This is a genomic window from Pseudomonas sp. NFPP12 (assembly GCF_900103205.1).
Lineage (GTDB): Bacteria > Pseudomonadota > Gammaproteobacteria > Pseudomonadales > Pseudomonadaceae > Aquipseudomonas > Aquipseudomonas protegens.
The window spans coordinates 156,255-172,560 of the sequence record NZ_FMWW01000002.1; the positions used below are offsets into that span (position 1 = coordinate 156,255).

A 16,306-nucleotide genomic window follows, 5' to 3' on the forward strand; every position below is an offset into this window, starting at 1 on the left:
GTTTACTTACTACAAGTAATGGGTAGTATGTACGCCGGCTATTTCCTCACTCTGAGGTGATAGCTACTAATAGAAAGTCCTTGAAGGGGAACACGATGAACAACGTTCTGAAATTCTCTGCTCTGGCTCTGGCCGCAGTTCTGGCTACCGGTTGCAGCAGCGTATCCAAAGAAACCGAAGCTCGTCTGACTGCTACTGAAGACGCAGCAGCTCGTGCTCAGGCTCGTGCAGACGAAGCCTATCGTAAAGCTGATGAAGCTCTGGCTGCTGCTCAAAAAGCACAACAGACTGCTGACGAAGCTAACGAGCGCGCTCTGCGTATGCTGGAAAAAGCTAGCCGCAAGTAATAGTCCCTCGGGATTGTTATCGAGCCGATCCATTTTTTGGATCGGCTTTTTTATTGCCCGGAGTTCTTCACCGGCAATAAAAAACCCGCCGCTACCAGCAGGTATCGGCGGGTTGCACTTAAGCGCTTACTGCTGCAAATCGTAGGTCGCGTTGGACATTGTTGTCACAGGCGCTGTCGTCGGCACGGCGATCTCCACCGGCAAGCCATCTTCGGCTGCCACTACATCACGCACCACATCCCAGTTCATGCGCAGGTTGTTGGCCAGGTCCTCACGCTTGAGCAAGGCATTGATCACTGCAGTGTGCTTGTCGACCACCGAAGGATTGCCTTTGTCATCCAACGGCGTATGAGCTTCCAGGTAGACTTTCCCGCCGCTGATACCGAACTTGTACGGATCATTGATGATGCGCACCGAAGTTCCCACCGGCACCATGCCGGCCATCTCCAGCACGTTGTTGTTGAGCATGCGGAAACAGCCGTGGCTGGTGCGCATGCCGATACCGAACTTCTTGTTCGAACCGTGAATCAGGTAACCCGGTGTGCCAAGGGTGAACTTGAATGGCCCCAAGGGGTTGTCCGGCCCAGCCGGTACCACGTTCGGCAAGGGGTCACCGTCGGCGGCATGCTCGGCCTTGATCGAAGCCGGGGGCGTCCAGGTCGGATTCGGGGTTTTCGCGGTAATGCTGGTGTGTGCGATCGGTGACCCCCAGCCTTCACGACCAATACCCAGCGGGAAGGTGTAAACCACGTTCCGACCCTTGGGATAGTAGTACAGTCGATACTCAGCCAGGTTGATCACGATGCCTTCGCGCGGCCCGGGCGGCAGAATGAAACGCGTAGGCAGGATCACCTCAGTGCCCGCCCCCGGCAGCCAGGGATCGACCCCCGGGTTGGCCGCGACCATTTCCAGGTAACCCAGGTCGTAGGTCGTGCCCAGGTCGGCGAAGGTATCCTCGTACTTGGCCTTGATCACCTGTACCTGGCCGACGATGTCTTCACCCGGCGGCGGTAGAGGCAATTCCAATGCGGCAACAGGACCGGCCACACACAAGGCGGCGAGTGTCAGGCAGCGGGTGACGACAGGGAGGCGGGGCAACATCCGGATAATCCTTCGCATGAACAACGAATGAAAGAAACACGATTGTACACCCCGCCCTCCGGCTTCGGCAGCCAGGCCGGGGAGACAAGCGCAGACACATGAATTCCCTGTCGAAACGGCCTGCTGGCGACCGCCTACAACTCGAAACGCAGCTCAGGCCAGATTGGCGGCGTGCCACGTTTTTGCGACTCCAGAATCGCCCGGCACAACGGGCAGAGTCGCTGGTCCTGGAAAATCGTCCGATCCACGCTCGACCAGCGCGGTTGCGCGGGCAACAAAGTGCCGCACAAGGTGCGGTCGGCAGAGCCGCCCAACTCCAGTTGACGCGTCACCAGATGCACCCGAACTTCCTGGCAGGCGAACAGGTCAAGCTGCTCATCAGGCTCGATCAGTTGATAGGCAAACAGGGACCAGGCGGGACGCGGCATCGGGGGCTCCAAATCGGGGGCGCCACATTAGCCGAAACACTGTCACTAGAAAAGCGTCAAAGCAGCGGTTTTAGCGTCGGCCAGACATTTTCCAGCAACTTGCCCTGGGCCGCTGCCGCAGGGTGCAGACCGTCTGCCTGCATCAGTTCGGAATGCCCCCCGACCCCGTCAAGAAAAAACGGCACCAAGGCTACCTTTTTCTCGCTGGCCAACTGGCTGTAGACCTGGGAAAAGGCCTGGGTATAGCGCACGCCATAGTTGGGCGGCAATTGCATGCCTAAAAGCAGCACCTTGGCACCCTGGGCCTGGGAGCTGTCGATCATCGAAGCAAGATTTTGTTGCAATTGCCGGGGCGGCTGGCCGCGCAAGCCATCGTTACCCCCCAACTCGAGAATCACCACTTCAGGCTTATGCTCTGCAAGCAGCGCCGGCAGCCGCGCCTGGCCCCCGGCACTGGTGTCACCACTGACCGAGGCATTGACTACCCTGTCGGTAAAACCCTGGTCCTTGAGCCTCTTTTCCAGCAGAGCTACCCAGCCCTGGCGGGTATCCAGGCCGAAAGCCGCACTGATACTATCGCCAACGATCAGGACCGTACCCGCCGCTACGTTCTGGGCCATGCACATCAAGGCCAGGCCGGCACTCAAAAACCATACACGCATCGGATTCTCCATGGGCGCAAGCATTCTCACTGCGCGGAACCTTAGCAAAGTGGTTCCCAGCGCGGAAGGTGAACTGACCATCCTGCATGAACTCAGCCTCGAGCTGAACCAGGGCGACAGCCTGGCCATCGTCGGCGCCTCCGGCTCCGGCAAATCGACCCTGCTGGGCTTGCTGGCGGGGCTCGACCTGCCCAGCAGCGGCGAAGTCACCCTCGCGGGCCAGGCCCTGAGCCAGCTGGACGAGGATCAGCGGGCCCGTATCCGGGCCGAGCATGTAGGATTTGTCTTTCAGTCCTTCCAATTGCTCGACAGCCTCAATGCCCTGGAAAACGTCATGCTGCCCCTGGAGCTGGACGGCCGTCGCGATGCCCGCGAGCGGGCCACCGAACTGCTGCAGCGGGTCGGCCTTGGCCAGCGCCTTAGCCACTCGCCACGCCAGCTTTCCGGTGGCGAACAACAGCGGGTAGCCATTGCCCGGGCCTTCGCTGCCGAACCCGATGTGCTGTTTGCCGATGAACCCACCGGCAACCTCGACAGCCATACCGGTGAACGCATCAGTGACCTGCTGTTCGAACTCAACAAGGAAAGCGGCACCACCCTGGTGCTGGTGACCCATGATGAACGCCTGGCCCATCGTTGCCGGCGCCTGATCCGTCTTGAAGCGGGCCTGCTGGTCGCCCCTCTGGAGCCCTGATGGCACGTCTGCCGCTGCCGCGCCTGTTCAGCCTCGCTGTCCGCCAACTGTTGCGCGATGCCCGTGCCGGAGAGTTGCGGGTACTGTTCTTCGCCTTGCTGGTAGCGGTTGCGGCCAGCACGGCCATCGGCTACTTCGGTGCACGCTTGAACGGCGCCATGCTGTTACGCGCCACCGAGTTCCTCGGCGCAGATCTGCTGCTGGAAGGCAGTTCCCCAGCACGCCCGGAACAGCTCGACAGCGGCCTGAAACTGGGGCTGGATCATGCGCGGATTGTCGAGTTCTCCAGCGTCATTGCCACCGACAATGCGATCCAGCTCTCCAGCATCAAGGCCGTCGACGAAGCCTACCCCCTGAGGGGGCAGCTCAAGAGTGCCCCAGCCCCCTATGGGGTCGAGGAGCCCGGAGGCGGTCCCGCGCCCGGAGACGCCTGGGTCGAACCGCGCTTGCTGACTGCGCTGGACCTCAAGATTGGCGACAGCATCGACGTCGGCATGAAAACCTTGCGCCTGGCCAGGGTGCTGACCTACGAGCCTGACCGGGCCGGCAACTTCTACAGCCTGACGCCCCGGGTCCTGATCAACCTGCAAGATCTGCAAGCCACCGGCGTGGTCCAGCCTGGCAGCCGGGTCAGCTTCAAGGAGCTGTGGCGCGGACCGGCTCCGGCGCTTGAGGCCTATCGTCAACAGATCAAGCCGGCGCTGGCCGCCAACCAGCGGCTGCAGGATGCCCGCGATGGCAACCAGCAGATCGGTGGAGCCCTGGGCAAGGCCGAACGTTATCTGAACATGGCCAGCCTGGTAGCGGTGCTGCTGTCAGGGGTTGCAGTAGCCTTGTCGGCCAATCGCTTCGCCACGCGACGCTTTGATGCCAGCGCCCTGCTTCGCTGCCTGGGCCTCTCACGCCGGGAAACCATGCTGCTGTTCAGCGTACAGCTGGGCGTTCTGGGTCTGCTGGCCAGCCTCAGTGGGGCGTTGCTGGGATGGCTGGCCCAGCTCGGCCTGTTTTACCTGCTACATGACCTGCTGCCCAACGACGTACCACCCGGAGGATTGCTACCCGCCATCGCCGGCATCGGTACCGGGCTGGTGGCCCTGGCCGGATTCGCCTTGCCGCCCCTGGCTGCGCTGGGACGGGTGCCGCCGCTGCGCGTACTGCGGCGCGACCTGCTGCCAATCCCCTCCAGCACCTGGATGATCTACGGCGCCGCTCTGTTGGCCCTGGGCCTGATCATGTGGCGCTTGAGCCTGGACCTGGTGCTGACCTTCGCCCTGCTGGGCGGTGGCCTGCTGGCGGCACTGGTATTGGGTGGCTTGTTGTTGCTGCTGTTGCAAAGCCTGCGGCGCCTGCTGGCCCGCGCCGCCCTGCCCTGGCGCCTGGGCCTGGGCCAGTTGCTGCGTCACCCCCTGGCTGCGGCCGGGCAATCCCTGGCTTTCGGCCTGATTCTGTTGTCCATGGCGCTGATTGCCCTGCTGCGTGGCGAACTGCTGGACACCTGGCAAAACCAATTGCCGAAAAATGCCCCCAACTACTTCGCACTGAACATTATGCCGGCGGAAAAACAGGCCTTCAGCGAGCGCCTGGTGCAGCTCTCCGCCCCTTCGGCGCCCTTGTACCCCGTGGTTCCGGGGCGCCTGGTGAGCATCAATGGCGAGCCGGTAAGGGAGATCGTCAGCAAGGATTCCAGCGGTGATCGGGCCATACAACGCGATCTGAGCCTGACCTGGGCCGCCGATCTGCCCAGCGGCAACAGCATTATCGAGGGCAGTTGGTGGTCAGCCCAGCCGGATGACGGGTTGCCCGGCGTCTCGGTCGAGGCCAAGGTGGCGCAGAGCCTGAAGCTTAAGCTGGGTGATCACCTGACCTTCACGGTCGCCGGCGCCAACCGGGAGGCCCGGGTCACCAGCCTGCGCAGCATCAACTGGGACAACTTCCAGCCGAACTTCTTCATGATCTTCCAACCGGGCACCTTGAAGGATCTGCCCGCCACCTACTTGACCAGCTTCTACCTGAGCCCTGGGCACGATCAGCAGATTGTCGAGCTGTCCCGGGCCTTCCCGGCAGTGACCATCCTTCAGGTCGAAGCCCTGCTGGAACAACTGCGCAGCATCCTGGCCCAGGTCACCCTGGCGGTGGAATATGTGTTGCTGTTTGTCCTGGCGGCAGGAATGGCAGTGCTGTTTTCCGGGCTCCAGGCCACCCTGGACGAACGCATTCGCCAGGGGGCGCTGCTGCGTGCCCTCGGGGCCGAGCGGCAACTGCTGGTGAAAGCCAGGCGGATCGAGTTCGGCCTGCTGGGCGCAGTCAGCGGCCTGCTGGCAGCACTGGGGTGCGAACTGGTCAGCCTGGTGCTCTACCGGTTCGCTTTCGATCTGCCCTGGCACCCGCATCCATGGCTGTTACTGTTGCCTCTGGTGGGGGCGCTGCTGGTAGGCGGGGCGGGAGTTTTCGGTACCCGTCGAGCATTGAACGCCAGCCCGCTGAATGTATTGCGCGAAGGTTGAAAGCCCAAGGCTCGCCTGCCCAGGTCGGCGAGCCTACTTCACATAATCGATCTGGTTGATCCACCAGCAGGTTTCACCTGCCGGGGTGTGGACAACGGCCTCGTCACCCACTTCCTTCTTCAGTAACGCCCTGGCCATGGGCGAATCGATGGAGATGTAGTCCTTGCGCAGGTAGATCTCGTCGTAACCGACGATACGAAAGCGCTTGATCTCGGCCACCTCGTTTTCGACTTCGACCCAAGCACCAAAGAACACCCGCCCCTCCTGCTCAGGCGCGTAGGAAACCACCTTCATGTCTTCCAGGCGCTTGCGTATGTAGCGCACCCGACGGTCGATTTCCCGCAGAAGCTTCTTGTTGTACTGATAGTCCGCATTCTCGCTGCGATCGCCCAGCGAGGCCGCCCAGGTGACCTTCTGCGTGATATCCGGGCGCTTCTCCCGCCATAAATAGTCCAGCTCTTGTTTCAGAGCGTCGTAACCATCCTGTGTGATGAGCTTGGTACTCAATTGGCTAATCAGCCTCCAGCCTTATGCATGCTGCGCATTAGTTGTATGAGCCGACAAAGCCGGCACGTCATGAGCGGCATCTGCCACCGATCTATGGACATCACTATCAGATTTGTCCGATTTAGATTTCAGAGAGGTCAGCCAATCATAGGGCCAAACAGCCGAGCCGTACGGCCCAGGGCATAGGTTCGACAAGAGCGTCGGCAATCGGCACGCCACACTGCTTGATACCCATTCCCCACAGAGCTAGCCAATAACTACCAACACCTCAAAAGCAAAGGGAAAGTACCACATGGGCAACATCATTATCGTCGATGACCATCCACTGATCAGACTGGCCATCAGGTCGGTGCTGGATCCTCATAATCACAATATCGTCGCCGAAGCCGACAACGGTGCCGATGCCGTGCAACTGGTGCGCAAACACCTGCCGGACCTGCTGATCCTCGACCTGGGCATCCCCAACCTGGATGGGTTCTCGGTCATCGCGCACATCAAGTCCGCCGGGCTGCACGTCAAGACCCTGGTACTGACCTCAAGTGATTCGAAAAACTTCGCCCTGCGCTGCCTGCAAGCCGGAGCCGCAGGTTTTCTGTGCAAGACCGAGAACCTTCACGAATTGGCCAATGCGGTAAAGGCCATCCTTTCCGGGTACAGCTACTTTCCGGAAGACACCATTAATATCCTGCAGCAGAACACCAACGCCGCCAACCAGGAGAGTGTGTTGATTTCCCGCCTGACCGACCGCGAGATAACAGTGCTGAAACTGCTGGCTACCGGTCTGAACAACCAGCAGATTGCCGATGCGCTGTTGATCAGTCACAAGACCGTCAGCACCTACAAAGTGCGGTTACTCAAGCGTTTCAATGTGTCCAACCTGGTGGCCTTGGCCGAATTGGCCAAACGCAATGCCGTAGTTTGATCATCAAGCCATTAATCGCCACCAAATGACGGACAACCGCCACGACTGAAGACTTTCCAGCCGGTGTCTGTTCAATGGAGTTCCGATCTGTACAAGGCGCAGTTCAGCAGCCGTGATGCACTACCGGCGGGTCAACTGCTGAACTGGCGGCGGATGATCAACCCCTGGCGAGCGACGCGGGTCAGTTGCTTGATGACTTCCGCAGCATCCGCCGCACTGGGTGCCGGAATGACCGCCAGATCGAAGCTGTCACTGGCAAAGCGTGCCAGGGACTCACCTTCTTCGACAAATTGAATCAGAAACGCCGCTGGGCCCGGGGAACGTCGTGGCCAACCGTCGAGATAACGCAATAGTGTGGGCTGGTGCTTGCCACCCAGGAGGATTTTCGGATTGCGCTGGGAAAGACTCGCCGTGATCGGCGCAAGACGTACAAGGGGGCGTGGTGCATTCATCGTATTGTGTCTCTGCCTCAGATTTCTGCCGGGCAGGTGAGAGGCAACACCGAACCAGCGCTTTAGCGGTATTTCGAAGCCTGACTATAGCTTCTATCAGTGATCTTTCGACTCACCTGGCGCCCCGCAAGTAGCTGTTTAAATCGGCGCATGAGCAGCATCCTAGAGAAGCCGGCAGGTCAGTGTCAAGATTTGTCAGCAACGAAAAAGGCCTGCATTCGCAGGCCTGGGATAACTTCTCCCACGGCTGATCCAGAGCCTCTGGAACACCGCCCGCGCATCGACTTACCTGGCGATTGCCGCATCCAGGGACAGCTTGCCGGCCCCCTCAATCAGAACTGCAACAGTGCCGCCAAGCAGTGCCAGAGCGAACTCATAACCGTTGTTGGCCATGAACAGGCCATGGCTGATATGCACCGAGAAAATCGCCACCAGCAAGGTAAACGACAGGCCCAATGCAGCGGGACGCGCCAGCAGGCCAATGATCAGTGCCAGACCGGCAAAGAATTCGGTGCCCCCCGATAACAACGCCATCAAATAGCCGGGAGCCAGGCCGATACTCTCCATCCACTGCGCCGTTCCCGCCAGACCGCCACCACCAAACCAGCCAAAGAGTTTCTGCGAGCCGTGAGCCACGAAGATGATGCCGACGAAGATCCGCAGTACGGTCAAGCCGTAGCCCGCGCGAGTGCCCAGTAGCTTGTTGGTCAGTGTGCTCATGCTGTGTAGTCCTGTGTGAAGGTAGGAAAGTTGGTCGCCATACTAATCAGTTTTAATCATGTTAAAAGCGGAAATTACTCAAGAAAATAATCGATTTTTTAGATCATTTACGTGACGCAACTTTCCGCTCCGGAGGCTCCAGGGAGTCTCGTTCACGATCAAAGGCCAGATAGTATTTGTTGACGCTATTAACATAGCTGACGGCCCCCATGCCCACTTGCTCCATGGCGATGCGCTCCACCTGGAAGAACCACTGGTTGGGGTTGAGCCCCCGCCGCCGGGCTTCACTGCGCATACCCTGCACCCGCTCCGGCCCCATGTTGTAGGCCGCCAGCACAAATGCCATGCGCTCGCGCTCATTGAGTTTGGGGCTGGCAAAAAATTTACGGCGAATCATCGCCAGGTACTTGGCCCCTGCTTGCACATTGCTATCTACGGACTGAATATTGTTGACCCCGACCCGCTGCGCTGCCGAAGGCGTGATCTGCATCAGCCCGGTAGGGCCGCTGCCGCTTCTGGAAGGGGGTTGCAACGCTGACTCCTTGAACGCCAGCGCCGCCAGGTTCAGCCAGTCCATGCCCTGTTCGCCGGCATGCTTCTGCAAAACCGGACGCAATTTTTCCAGACGCTGACGGTCGGCCCGGGCCAGGGGATAGTGCACCTGATACTGGCGTCGGTAGATACGCAGGAACGCCACATCCTGATCCGCCGGCGCCTTATAGGTCTTGAGGAAGCGGTCGATACTCGCCCGCAGCATCGACGCATCGCGCCGGACAAACCAGTGTTCTTCACCCGGCTCACTGATCTTCAAATGCCTATCCAAACGCAATTTGGGCAGGATCTTGCTCCAGCGTTCGGCAATCGGCTGCTCGACAACCGTCAGGTGGAAAATGCCGCCCTGGACCATTTCCAGCACATCCTCCACCGCCAGGCTGGGGTCGACCCACTCCACCTTGATCGGCGCCAGCTTGTGCAGGGCCAGCTTCTGATTGATCTGGCTGACCGCGTCCCCCGCCGCACTACCGGTAGTCAGGGTCAGGGTCTTGCCGGACAGCTGTTCGATCCGTGTATAACGGCGCTCACCCTTGATCCCGACCAGCAGCAGGGGAACATTACTGACGATCGGGTCGCTGGAACTGACCGCATTTCCGGGCTGGGCTTCCAGCAGCTCACCAGGCGCCACCAGGTCGCCCTCGCCCCGCTGCAATGCACCCAGCAATTGATCCTTGGCTTTGGGAATGATCTTCAGGCTGATTTCCTGGCCGTCGCGAGCATGGCCATTGAGGTACTGCTCGAACGAGCGCAGGCGGTGGTACTCGACACCTATGGCCTGGCCCTGGACTTCTCCGGAGCTATTGCGGCTCTGATTGACCAGCACCCGGAGTACCCGGCTGCTGCGGATTTCCGCCAGGTCGCGCACTTTTCCCGTGGCGTGCGCTTCCAGTGGCCCGGGCAAGCGCGCCAGCGCCGGCAAGGGCAGCAGCAATGACAGGCACAGCGCGAGCAATATCGAGGATCGGGTCATCCGTTCTCCGCAAAGAATACTGTTCAACCCTTCGTCGCTTTTTGAAGAATTGATTGCCAGAAACAGAGCGCCTTGAGCGCTGGCAAGCTGCGAAAGACCCGTGCAATGGCGCTGAAGAACGTGGCCGTTGCTCTGGTCCGGCAGCAAAAGACAGCTATAACTCGTTGTAGTTCTTGGTTTTTCTTATAAATCTACAGCTCTGATATGCTTTCCGGCCGCAGGCGGAGATAGCACCATGCAACTCATCGATATCGGCGTCAACCTGACCAATCCCAGTTTTGCCGAAAAACACCAAGCCGTTCTCAATCGTGCTTATGAGGCTGGGGTGTGCCAGTTGGTCCTCACCGGAACCAGCGTCGAAGGCAGTGAACAGGCCCTGGAGTTGTGCCAGAAACTGGACGCCGACGGGCAGAGACTGTTTGCCACCGCCGGGCTGCATCCCCACAGCGCCAGCGACTGGAATGCCGACAGCCCGCGACGCTTGCGCGCTCTGCTTGGAGAGCCACGGGTACGCGCCGTGGGCGAATGCGGCCTGGACTTCAACCGGGACTTCTCTCCCCGCCCGCAACAGGAAAAAGTCCTGGAAGAACACCTGGCCCTGGCTGTCGAGTTGCAGCTGCCAGTGTTTCTCCACGAACGTGACGCCAACCTGCGCTTGCTGGACATCCTGCGGGATTTCCGTGATCGCTTGCCGGCTGCTGTAGTCCACTGCTTTACCGGTGAACAAAAGGCCCTGTTCAGCTACCTCGACCTGGACCTGCACATCGGCATCACAGGCTGGATCTGCGACGAACGCCGCGGCACCCACCTGCACCCGCTGGTACGCGACATCCCCCGCGGGCGCCTGATGCTGGAAAGCGATGCCCCCTACCTGCTACCCCGCAGCTTGCGGCCAAAGCCGAAAAATGGTCGTAACGAACCGGCCTATCTGACCGAGGTTTTACGAGAAGTTGCGTTGCACCGCGGTGAAACCCTAGAAGACCTTGCAAGCCACAGTACCGCCTGCTCTCGGGCGTTTTTTCGCTTGCCAGAGATTGCTTGACCCACATCAAGATTTTTCCGAGATCATGGCGGCACAATAATGGCACCTTGCCAATACTGTTTCGCTCAATCAGAGAAGACCTTCCATGGGTGCCTGGCTTAGCAATATCTCGCTGAAGTACAAATTCTGGGCGGTCAATGCAGTCGCCTTCGTCACCACCTTGTTATTGGTGCTGTACGCCGTGCAACTGGAGCAACAGGCTCGCAGCCAGACAGCCCAGGCTGCCGCCCAGGCCGAGGCGAAGCTGCTCGGCGCCTGGCCCGAAGGACAGGCGCTGCCCAGCGCCGAACACCTGTTGTATTTCTCCCGGGGACAGACACCCAGCCTCAACGAGCAGACTCTCAGCGAACTCAACGGCGCCAACGGCTGGGTCGAGCTCAACCCTATGCCGCTGTTCGGTGAAAATCCGCTACTGGGCGCTGACGTGATCCAGCGCGCCGACGGCCAGCAGGTCGCCGTACTGGCCTACGCCCCGAGCCTGGCCCAGGTCTTCAGCGATCGTTTCACCAATTACGCCGTCGCAGTGTTCATCCTGATGTTCGCCATGCTCTGCGCCTCGCAGTTGCTGATCCGTTTTCTCCTCAGCCAGCTCAACACCCTCAAGGACGTCATGCTGCACGTGGAGAAGACCGGCGACCTGTCTGCTCGCGTGCCGCTGTCCTGCAAGGATGAGGTGGGTCAGATGGCCAGCGCCTTCAATGCCATGCAGGCCGGATACCAGCGGGTAGTCAATACCGTGGCCAATACCGCCCGGCAGCTGGACCAGGGCGCCGCACGCCTGGCCTCGAGCATGAACGATGTACGCCACGGCATGCTCGGCCAGCAGAGCGAAACCGATCAGGCCGCCACGGCCATCAACGAGATGTCCGCCACCGTCTATCACATCGCCCAGCATGCCGGTGCCACCCGGGACCTGTCGCAGACCGCCGACACCCTGGCCGGTACCGGCCATGAAGTGGTGGGCCGGGTGCAGAAATCCATCGCCGGGCTTTCCAATGGCGTGCAGCAGACCGCCGAGATGATTCAGAAGCTCGCCGAGGACAGCCAGAAGATCAATGGCGTGGTCAACGTTATCCACAGCATCGCCGAGCAGACCAACCTGCTGGCCCTCAATGCCGCCATCGAAGCCGCTCGAGCAGGGGAAATGGGCCGCGGTTTTGCCGTGGTAGCAGATGAAGTACGCAACCTGGCCAAGCGTGTGCAGACCTCCACTGACGAGATCACCAGCATGGTCTCGGCCCTGCAGGCCGGCACCCGGGATGCCGTGGATTTCATGCAGGAAAGCTCGTTCAAGGCCGATGACTGCGTGCAACAGGCCCAGGAAGCCGGCGCGGCACTGGCGGAAATCACCGGCGCCGTAGCCCAGATGCGCGAAAGCAACACGCAGATCGCTGTCGCAGCGGAACAGCAGAGCCAGGTAGCGGAAGAAATGAACCGGGCGGTGGTGAGCATTCGCGATGTCACCGAGAACACCGTGCAACAGACCGTTGCCTCGGCCACCACCAGCAGTGAACTGGCGACCCTGGCCGGTGAGTTGAGCAAAGCCATAGGCCAGCTGAAACTCTGATCCGAGTGCCTCTACCCCCCTACTGGCTATCGCACCGATAGCCAGCCTTGATTCGCCGCCATCCCAACTGGCCCCTATCCTTGGTTCATGAGTCTTAAAGAACTAAGGATGATCATCATGGGCAAACGTCACCCCAACCTCCCCGCCTGGCAATGGCGCGTCTACCCGCAGAATCACCAGCACCCTGCCAATCTGGTATTGCACCTGATTGCCGTACCGCTATTCATCATCGGTTTTCTGCTGATTGTTTCGGGCGTGTTTTCCTTGAGCTTCCTGAGCCTGGCCATCGGTGTGGTCGGCATCCTCGCAGCCCTGGGCCTGCAGCGCCACGGACACAGCCTGGAGGCCCAGGCCGCCGAGCCCTTCAGTGATCGCAAGGATGCCGTGCAACGGCTGCTGGTGGAACAGTTCGTGACCTTTCCGCGCTTTGTCCTGAGCGGTGCCTGGTGGCGTGCCTGGTTGCAGCGCCACCGGCACTGATGGCTCAGGCGAAGATGGTCACCGTCTGGCGGCTCAGGGCGATCAATTGGCCCTCAGCATTCCACAAGGCCGCTGCCGCATGCCCGTAGCCGTCACGCGCGTGTTCGATTTCCACCCGGTACTTGCACCAGTCCAGAGTGCTCAGTTCCAGCAACGGCTGGACGAACTCGATGGTCCAGGTCAGGGTGCTGCCCGCGGCGGGCTTGGTCAGGTGCGGCAACAGCGCCGGCGGCCAGGCATCCACCAGTGCCAGGATATGCGCCTCGGTGACCGGTTCTTCCTTCACATCCCCACGCAAGCGCACCCAACCGCCCATGTCGCGGGAACGATTGCCGGTGAATGGCAGGCCACCGATGCTCCAGCGCATTGCCAGATGACGCATGAACTCCGGCGTCACGCCCTGGATATAAGGCAGCTCCTGGCAATCATCCCAGTGTTTCATTTCGGGCGCAGGTTCGGCGGCCACACTGACGGACGATTCACGGGAAGCGCCAAAACTGCCCTGCACCAGAGTCACCACCTGACCCTCCTGCATGACCCGCCCCAGTACCTGGCTGACGGCCTTGCCTTCGCGCAGCACATCCACCTCGAAACTGACCGGCACATCTGGCGCCACCGGGCCGACAAAGGTGACCGCCAGCGACCGCACGGGGCGGTCCGCCGCAACCTTGGCCCGCATCGCTTCATACTGCAGAGCAACCACCAGGCCACCGAAACTGGCGCGCCCCTGGGCCCATTCCGCCGGAATGGTCAGCGCCTGGGGCTGGCCGCGAACGGCTTCGAGCAAATCATAGAAACGCATGAAAACCTCGGGGGACAAAAAATAGACTGAGGGATCTTAACCAGCGTCGCAGAGCCACACAGCCATTATTCCGGCCAAAGCAGCGGACAGATAAGCCGCCCTTCGGCCCTCACCGCTTGAAGCAATCGCGATGCAGTTGCTCCAGCACCTGATCGGAACGGGCCTCGGCCTTGAGCATGGTTCTGCGCCAGACCGCCACACAGGGCAGTAAATCCAGTTGCTGCTCGGCCTGGGCCAGCCATTGCCAGCAATCATGCCAATCGCCCAGGGCGCTCTGAGCCGCCTTGAGGCGCTTCATCGCCTGGAAGGGCAAGCGATCCAGCTCGGGATAGGCATCGGCGGCGTAACGCACCCGCTTGATCAGCAGACGCAGGCGATGACGGTCGTGGGCAGGGTCCAGCAGCGCCTGGCCCAAGGCTTTCCACTGCTTGGCCAGGCGTTTTTCGATACTGCCGCGCAGGCCCCGCAGCAAACCTTGGCGCTCAGAGGCCCGGAGGAACCTGGGGAAGACATCCAGCACCAGAAACAACTGCGCCAATTCCGCCCCCGCGGCCACTGCCGAGTACTCATGCAACAGCTGTGAGGTACGACGGTCGGCAGCGGCATGCTGGCCATGCTGATGCAGATAGGCCGCCAATACTTCACGATCACGAATCGGCGTCGTCACCCGCCCCACTTCGCTGGCCGCGGCTTCCAGTTGCTCCACTCCGGGCAGGCCACGCAACGGGCGCAACAGGCTGCGCAAGCGTCGCACGCTGATGCGCAGATCATGCAAGGCCTCGGCATCCGTGGCGGCCGACAAGCGGGCCTGACAAGCCAGCAAACTCACTTCCAGGCCCAGAACCTGAGCCACCAAACGATCAACCAAGGCAGACATCAAGGCTTCCCCAACACGAGTCAAAAGCCTGACTTCGGCTTATCCAGTTCCAAGAACGGCACCGCGAACCGGCGACAGGCATTGCGCCAGATCATTCAGGTTCGCGGTGATGATTGTCGGACCAGCTTAGCGGCTGTCGCGGCTCAGCGCCCGGCCCGGGATTCACGAATGTAGAAACGCGCCTTCTCGGCCTTGTTGGTGCAGCCTTCGAAGGCTTCGAACTGCTGCTGGGTCTTGGCGCCGGTCAGCAGCGACAACGCCTTGGAGTAACTCACGGTGCCAGCGAAACCTTCGGCCTTGGCCAGGTCCAGCTCGTGCCAGGCAGCGTCCAGCTGCGTGCCGCAACTGTCACGGTAGGCAGTCTTGCCTGCACAACCGGTCAATACCAACGCAATCAGGGGCAGGCAGATCCAGGCTTTCATCGATGACACCTCAAGATAGGGAAAACAGTCGTACAGGTTAAGACGATGGCCGCAGGAAAAAGTGCCAGTCCCACCCCTTGGAAAATATAGCTGCAGGAGCATAGCCTCGCGGCCCCGGCGGCCCTAGAAAAAAACTCACAGGCCCCGCAGCGCATCAGCAATTGAACCACGAGGCGCTATGGGTGCATTGTTGCAGCCTGTTTGTCGAAGGGACGAATCATGAGCAAACGTGTCGCATTGGTCCTTGGGTCGGGGGGCGCTCGCGGTTACGCCCATATCGGCGTCATCGAGGAAATCGAAAAACGCGGTTATGACATCGCCTGCATTGCCGGCTGCTCGATGGGCGCAGTGGTCGGCGGCATCTACGCCGCAGGCAAGCTCGCCGAGTACCGGGAATGGATCGAAAGCCTGGACTACCTCGACGTGCTGCGCCTGGTGGACGTGAGCTTTCGGCTGGGGGCGATTCGCGGCGAGAAAGTCTTCGGCCAGATCCGCAAGATCGTCGGCGAAGTGAACATCGAAGACCTGCGCATCCCCTATACCGCCGTCGCCACCGACCTGACCAACCAGCAGGAAATCTGGTTCCAGGAAGGCTGCCTGCATCAGGCCATGCGTGCTTCCGCCGCGATCCCCAGCCTGTTCACCCCGGTCATGCAGGGCAACCGCATGCTGGTGGACGGCGGCCTGCTCAACCCGCTGCCCATCGTTCCGGTGGTTTCCAGCCACTGCGACCTGATCATTGCGGTGAACCTCAACTCTACCAACCAGCGCCACTACCAGTTACCGGTGATCCAGCGCCCACCCGCGTTCAAGAGCCGCTTTGACAGCCTGATCAACTCCCTGGGCTCACACCTGCCGTTTCGCCGCAAGCAGGCCGAACAACTGCTACTGCTCGAGCAGGAAGCTTTCAAGAGCGAAGCCGCGGAGATCAATCCATGGGTCGAGGGCGCCGAGCCGGAAGCCCAGCAACCGGCCGCCGCGCCGCAAACCGACGGCGCGCCGAAATCCGCCAGCGGCTCCTTCATCATCGACAACGTCGGCCCGGCGTCATTGCTGGACCTGGTCAACCAGAGCTTCGAGGTCATGCAGACCTCCCTGGCGCAGTACAAGATCGCCGGTTACCCGCCGGATATCCTGATCAACGTGCCCAAGCGCGTCTGCCGCTTCTTCGAGTTCTACAAGGCGCCGGAGCTGATCGCCCTGGGCCGTGAGATTGCCAGCGATACCCTGGACCGCTACGAGCAGGACCAGTAG

General features: G+C 60.7%; 18 protein-coding genes. 8 read left to right on the forward strand and 10 right to left on the reverse strand.

Translation table 11 applies throughout. The features are described 5' to 3' along the window. Window positions 1-95: 95 nt before the first annotated feature. Window positions 96-347 carry an outer membrane lipoprotei OprI gene (gene oprI, locus BLS75_RS08240; RefSeq protein ID WP_003448337.1) on the forward strand — a complete coding sequence of 84 codons (252 nt, stop codon included), beginning with the start codon at window positions 96-98 and terminating at the stop codon, window positions 345-347. A 126-nt stretch (window positions 348-473) separates the two neighbouring features. On the opposite strand, the gene BLS75_RS08245 is transcribed toward oprI, so the two are convergent. From BLS75_RS08245 to BLS75_RS08255, 3 genes are all read right to left on the reverse strand, one after another. Continuing rightward, window positions 474-1,448 (reverse strand): L,D-transpeptidase family protein, encoded by a 975-nt coding sequence (locus BLS75_RS08245; protein ID WP_015636545.1) that lies wholly within the window; start codon window positions 1,446-1,448, stop codon window positions 474-476. Window positions 1,449-1,582: 134 nt separating this feature from the next. Beyond that, the gene (locus BLS75_RS08250) at window positions 1,583-1,876 is read right to left on the reverse strand and encodes a hypothetical protein (RefSeq protein ID WP_007931378.1); all 294 of its coding nucleotides are present in this window, start codon (window positions 1,874-1,876) and stop codon (window positions 1,583-1,585) included. A gap of 56 nt (window positions 1,877-1,932) precedes the next feature. Further along, complete coding sequence (locus BLS75_RS08255; RefSeq protein ID WP_072450627.1) at window positions 1,933-2,538, reverse strand: arylesterase; 606 nt, start codon at window positions 2,536-2,538, stop codon at window positions 1,933-1,935. A gap of 10 nt (window positions 2,539-2,548) precedes the next feature. On the opposite strand from BLS75_RS08255, the gene BLS75_RS08260 reads away from it, so the two are divergent. Further along, window positions 2,549-3,232, forward strand: a complete 684-nt coding sequence (locus BLS75_RS08260) for an ABC transporter ATP-binding protein (RefSeq protein WP_011062551.1) — start codon at window positions 2,549-2,551, stop codon at window positions 3,230-3,232. After that, window positions 3,232-5,736 (forward strand): ABC transporter permease, encoded by a 2,505-nt coding sequence (locus BLS75_RS08265; protein ID WP_072450628.1) that lies wholly within the window; start codon window positions 3,232-3,234, stop codon window positions 5,734-5,736. Before BLS75_RS08260 ends, BLS75_RS08265 begins: the two co-directional genes overlap by 1 nt. Before the next feature lie 33 nt (window positions 5,737-5,769). Here the strand turns inward: BLS75_RS08265 and greB are convergent, their stop codons facing one another. After that, window positions 5,770-6,243, reverse strand: coding sequence for a transcription elongation factor GreB (gene greB, locus BLS75_RS08270; RefSeq protein ID WP_065365470.1), 474 nt, complete (start codon window positions 6,241-6,243; stop codon window positions 5,770-5,772). Between the two features lie 292 nt (window positions 6,244-6,535). On the opposite strand from greB, the gene BLS75_RS08275 reads away from it, so the two are divergent. After that, window positions 6,536-7,165, forward strand: coding sequence for a response regulator transcription factor (locus BLS75_RS08275; protein WP_072450629.1), 630 nt, complete (start codon window positions 6,536-6,538; stop codon window positions 7,163-7,165). 131 nt (window positions 7,166-7,296) lie between these two features. Here the strand turns inward: BLS75_RS08275 and BLS75_RS08280 are convergent, their stop codons facing one another. From BLS75_RS08280 to BLS75_RS08290, 3 genes are all read right to left on the reverse strand, one after another. Next, window positions 7,297-7,617 carry a hypothetical protein gene (locus BLS75_RS08280; RefSeq protein WP_011062555.1) on the reverse strand — a complete coding sequence of 107 codons (321 nt, stop codon included), beginning with the start codon at window positions 7,615-7,617 and terminating at the stop codon, window positions 7,297-7,299. 285 nt (window positions 7,618-7,902) lie between these two features. After that, a complete protein-coding gene (locus BLS75_RS08285) occupies window positions 7,903-8,337 on the reverse strand; it encodes a DoxX family protein (protein ID WP_072450630.1) in 435 nt (144 codons plus the stop codon). 103 nt (window positions 8,338-8,440) lie between these two features. After that, window positions 8,441-9,862 carry an MltF family protein gene (locus tag BLS75_RS08290; RefSeq protein WP_072450631.1) on the reverse strand — a complete coding sequence of 474 codons (1,422 nt, stop codon included), beginning with the start codon at window positions 9,860-9,862 and terminating at the stop codon, window positions 8,441-8,443. A gap of 235 nt (window positions 9,863-10,097) precedes the next feature. On the opposite strand from BLS75_RS08290, the gene BLS75_RS08295 reads away from it, so the two are divergent. From BLS75_RS08295 to BLS75_RS08305, 3 genes are all read left to right on the forward strand, one after another. Further along, window positions 10,098-10,904: a TatD family hydrolase gene (locus BLS75_RS08295; protein WP_011062558.1), complete on the forward strand. Its 807-nt coding sequence runs from the start codon at window positions 10,098-10,100 to the stop codon at window positions 10,902-10,904. 85 nt (window positions 10,905-10,989) lie between these two features. After that, a complete protein-coding gene (locus BLS75_RS08300) occupies window positions 10,990-12,471 on the forward strand; it encodes a methyl-accepting chemotaxis protein (RefSeq protein WP_011062559.1) in 1,482 nt (493 codons plus the stop codon). Window positions 12,472-12,588: 117 nt separating this feature from the next. Continuing rightward, a complete protein-coding gene (locus BLS75_RS08305) occupies window positions 12,589-12,951 on the forward strand; it encodes a terminase (RefSeq protein ID WP_026019949.1) in 363 nt (120 codons plus the stop codon). Window positions 12,952-12,955: 4 nt separating this feature from the next. Here BLS75_RS08305 and BLS75_RS08310 read toward each other — a convergent pair whose 3' ends face one another. The 3 genes from BLS75_RS08310 to BLS75_RS08320 form a co-directional block, all read right to left on the reverse strand. Further along, window positions 12,956-13,753: an acyl-CoA thioesterase gene (locus tag BLS75_RS08310; RefSeq protein WP_011062561.1), complete on the reverse strand. Its 798-nt coding sequence runs from the start codon at window positions 13,751-13,753 to the stop codon at window positions 12,956-12,958. A 109-nt stretch (window positions 13,754-13,862) separates the two neighbouring features. Next, the gene (locus tag BLS75_RS08315) at window positions 13,863-14,630 is read right to left on the reverse strand and encodes a CHAD domain-containing protein (protein ID WP_072450632.1); all 768 of its coding nucleotides are present in this window, start codon (window positions 14,628-14,630) and stop codon (window positions 13,863-13,865) included. 143 nt (window positions 14,631-14,773) lie between these two features. Continuing rightward, a complete protein-coding gene (locus tag BLS75_RS08320; RefSeq protein WP_011062563.1) occupies window positions 14,774-15,052 on the reverse strand; it encodes a hypothetical protein in 279 nt (92 codons plus the stop codon). A 219-nt stretch (window positions 15,053-15,271) separates the two neighbouring features. Here BLS75_RS08320 and BLS75_RS08325 point away from each other — a divergent pair, with 219 nt between their 5' ends. Then, window positions 15,272-16,306 carry a patatin-like phospholipase family protein gene (locus BLS75_RS08325; protein WP_011062564.1) on the forward strand — a complete coding sequence of 345 codons (1,035 nt, stop codon included), beginning with the start codon at window positions 15,272-15,274 and terminating at the stop codon, window positions 16,304-16,306.